This is a genomic window from Allomuricauda sp. CP2A, from assembly GCF_001683915.1.
Classification (GTDB): Bacteria; Bacteroidota; Bacteroidia; order Flavobacteriales; family Flavobacteriaceae; genus Flagellimonas.
In genome coordinates, this window is record NZ_LXTT01000073.1 from 1 (window position 1) to 3,997 (window position 3,997).

The following is a 3,997-nucleotide window of genomic DNA, read 5'->3' on the forward strand; positions in this document are numbered from 1 at the left end:
AGAAAAATTCATCTAAATCGAAGGAATGAATCAAAACGCCATCTAAATTGATAGGGTCTGAATCGTGCATAACATACCGACCTTCGTCTATAGAATAGGCGGAATGAAAGAAACTGTTGCGTATTTCTTTAAAATGGTTCTGTTCATAAAAATCGATTAGGTGCTGCTTTTCCGAATCGGCCAAGAGCTCCATCAAGAAATCTTGTTTTTCGCCAATTCCCAAAAGGCGCTCATATTTTTTCGTTTTCCAAAAAAGATATGATGAACCTTTGTACCCCAATTTAATACGGCACAAATTACCTATTATGTTGTAGAAGTCGCTGTTCTCAAAAAAAGTGGAGTAAATCTGTAAACCCATACGGGTTTTCTCTTTTCCTTCTAATTCATTGTACAACCTTTTATAAAACTCGATTGCATCGAACCATTCATGAAGGTTAGAGTTTAAATTAGATGAACTGATTCCCCTATAATTAATCAGGTTAAGTACAAAATCGAATTCGCTTTTAGCCTTGGCTTCTTCAAAAAGATTTCTCAAATCATTTATCGGAGGTTGTGCATCTTCCATAAATAAAAGTACTTATAAAACGGCAAACCCCCACTGAGAATCCCTCACATACCGCGTTTACCGTCCCAACTAATTCTCCAGATCCTATTGGTCACATCATCGGATATCAACATCGATCCATCGGGTAGTATGGCGGCACCCACGGGTCGGCCATAGACCTCATCTTTTTTGCCGTCAACAATAAAACCCGTTAAAAAATCTTCAGGTTTTCCAGTTTGTTCTCCGTTCTCGAAAGGCACGAAAACCACTTTATAGCCTGATAAAACCTGTCTGTTCCAAGAGCCATGCTGTACGACAAAGGCCCCGTTCCGATACTTTTCGGGGAAGGAATCGCCCGTGTAGAACGTCAATCCCAAAGATGCGGTATGGGGGCCAACGTTCACATCGGGCATCAGTGTATTTCCCACTTGGGCCGAAGGCACCCATTTTACCCTAGGATCTTCATTTTGCCCATAATACAAGTAGGGCCAACCGTAAAATCCGTTTTCGCGGACACTGGTCAAATAATCAGGTACGAGGTTGTTGCCCAATCCGTCGCGTTCGTTGACCGCCGTCCATAAGTCTCCGGTAACGGGATTCCAATCCATACCCACGGGGTTTCTTAGTCCTGATGCGAAAATTCTTAGTCCTGCGCCATCGGGATCAATCTCAAGAATGGCCGCCTTCATGAATTCAGCCTCTGCCCCTTTCTCCCCAACATTCGAGCCACTACCGACCGCTATATATATTTTCGAGCCGTCCTTGTTGGCAATAATATTGCGTGTCCAGTGCCGATTGGCCTTTCCTGCGGGTAAGGTGGTAATTTTTTCCGCTTTTCCCGATATTTGCAATTGACCGGGCTTGTAAGGAAAACGTAGCAATCCGTTGGTATTGGCCACATAGAACCAATCATCTAGCACAAGCATTCCGAATGGTTGATCGAGTTCCTTTTCGAGAAATACGGTACGTTCATCGGGAGACCCGTCCTTGTCTACATCGCGGAGCAAGGTTATCAAGTCCGCACTGTTCTTAAAGCTTTTCGACTTTGATGCCCCGATGAACCATGCCCCGATTTTTTTCCAGAGCGGATAATTCGAATTGCTTTGCGCCACAAGTACATCGCCGTTCGGTGTAACGTACATCCACCTTGGATTCTTGAAACCGTCAGCATATTTTGTAACGGTAAAACCGGGCGGGGCTTTGGGGGTCCTTCCATTTTTCCAGCCAATGACATTGCTATAGTTGGAATAGGATTTGGAGGCCGATATCGGCGGTAGCGAATCGACGGTCTGCGCATTTGTAGTTGCCAATACTAAGAGTGAAATGATTAAACCTGTAAAAAAACGTGTTCCCATGACCATTTAAAATTTTGTCTTACATCTTCTGCCAATTAAAACTTAGCATCTTGGTTATTTGAATTTCTCAATAACTTCCCCTAGGTCATATACTTTTACGTCTTGCAATTCATTTGAAAGTATGCTGCTTCCGATCGCGCTTCTATATCCACTGCCACAATGGACAATAATGGGTTTGTCGTTAGGAATGTCCTGAATTGATTCCCTTAGTTCGTGTAGGGGTTGGTTCAGGGCACCGTCAAAAATTTTCTTTTTTCTTACTTCATCCGTATTTCTGACATCGACAATGGTGTAATTATCCAGATTTTGCACAAAATGCTTGAAATCCAATCGCTCGTTTTCGACAAAGCTTTTCTTCGAAAGGGTAATTATCGCCTTGAGTTGATTTTCATATCCAATCTTCGCCACCCGCCGGGCGATGGTCTTTACACTTTTTGGAGAATCGACAACCAGATGAAATTCCTCATTTGGTTGGATTATAGTACCTAACCATGTTTCAAAAGAGGATGCTTCGCCACCCTGCATAATATTGATACTCTGTGGCCAATGACCTTGTTTAAACTCGTTTTCATCACGACTATCGACAATTAAGATATTATCTTTTGGTGTTTCGGCATTAAGATGAATAGGGATTTTAGCGGTAACCATATCAATCGATTCAACTTTCTTTTTGTTCATAGCTACATCATGTTTGAAATAGGCCGGTATGAACGGTTGGTCTTCAAGGAGTTCTTTGACAAACTCGTCTTCATTCTGATGGCCAAATGCCCAGTTATCCTTTCGCTCCCTACCTAATGTGCTAATGCTATCTGCCGACATGCTTTTGCCGCACAGGGATCCCGCCCCGTGGGCGGGGTAAATAATGGCCTCATTCGGTATTTTTTTGAATTTAGTTCGAATTGTGTTGAACATTTCACGGGCCAGTGCTTGCTTTTTTTGCTCTTTGTCATCTTCATTTCCGCGCAGGTCCGGGCGTCCGACATCCCCGATCAATAAGGTGTCCCCCGTAAAAAGTGCAACCTCATTTTCATCTGTGGCAAGAATGGAAATACTATCGTATGAATGCCCAGGAGTATTTATGGCTTCTAGTTTGGTATTGCCCACGAATATGGCACTGTTCCCATCAAAACTTTCGAAAGGGTATTCAGCTTCCAATTTGCTGCTGTTATAAATCGTGACACCTGTTTCTTTGCTAATTTGCCAATGTGAGCTTACAAAGTCTGCATGGGAGTGGGTCAATAGCACAGCTCTAATCACAGCATTTTCTTTATGCGCAAGATTATAATACTGCATCGGGTCGCGATCGGGATCGATTATCGCCATCTCCCCTTCGCTCAGCAGTGCGTATGAATAGTGGGAAAGTGGTTCATATTCAAATTGCTGTATTTTCATAAAAATTTTATGCGTTTATAATTTAACGTCCGAAATGCCTTCGTTTATTCTCCTGTATTTTCGTTTTTTCCTTTCGAAAGTAAAAACTGTTATTACCTCCTGACATTCACTTTTCCGTATCAGTCAAGGTTTGTTGTTTCTTCGGTAAGCGATCCTTCAAATTTGGGAAGCGAACGCTTTTCCTTTTCTTCTTCTGTTTCTACTATCCCATTTTTCTTGATATCGTTGATTAACCATTGCATTTCCATTATTTCCCGACGCTGCGCTTTGATGATCTCATCGGCAAGTTTTCTTACCCTAATATCTTTTATTTGAGATCGTTCACTAGTTAGGATAGCGATGGAATGATGGGGAATCATACCTTCCATATAGTCAACACCGGAAACCGTAACCTGGCTCCTGACCAGCCATATTCCGCCTGCGATCAGCAAAACACCCAAAGCCAAGATGGCAATATTCTTATTGCGGTCTTTGTACATCTGTAGCATATACAGCAGCATGATAATAACCATGGACCCACCCATGATCAACGTCATAAAGAACCTGGTTTCACTATACCAGAAGTGATCGATAATCTGATAGGAGTGTGTGTACATTAAAAAGAACATCGCGACCATTGAGGTACCGATCATTGCGAAGAACTTTAAGTAATTGTTGACTTTCTTTTCTTTATTTTCCATTGTATATACTTTTAATTGGTTAATAT

4 protein-coding genes are annotated in these 3,997 nt (G+C 42.1%); all 4 read right to left on the reverse strand.

Annotation, left to right across the window (positions count from 1 at the left end; genetic code table 11):
- Positions 1-358 (reverse strand): hypothetical protein (locus A7D14_RS19850; protein ID WP_141673321.1); only part of this gene is annotated, 358 nt, incomplete at its 3' end.
- Positions 359-609: 251 nt separating this feature from the next.
- Positions 610-1,899, reverse strand: a complete 1,290-nt coding sequence (locus A7D14_RS08870) for a PQQ-dependent sugar dehydrogenase (RefSeq protein ID WP_067032977.1) — start codon at positions 1,897-1,899, stop codon at positions 610-612.
- A 54-nt stretch (positions 1,900-1,953) separates the two neighbouring features.
- Positions 1,954-3,291 carry an MBL fold metallo-hydrolase gene (locus A7D14_RS08875; RefSeq protein WP_067032972.1) on the reverse strand — a complete coding sequence of 446 codons (1,338 nt, stop codon included), beginning with the start codon at positions 3,289-3,291 and terminating at the stop codon, positions 1,954-1,956.
- A gap of 119 nt (positions 3,292-3,410) precedes the next feature.
- The gene (locus A7D14_RS08880; RefSeq protein ID WP_067032975.1) at positions 3,411-3,971 is read right to left on the reverse strand and encodes a DUF305 domain-containing protein; all 561 of its coding nucleotides are present in this window, start codon (positions 3,969-3,971) and stop codon (positions 3,411-3,413) included.
- Positions 3,972-3,997 lie beyond the last annotated feature (26 nt).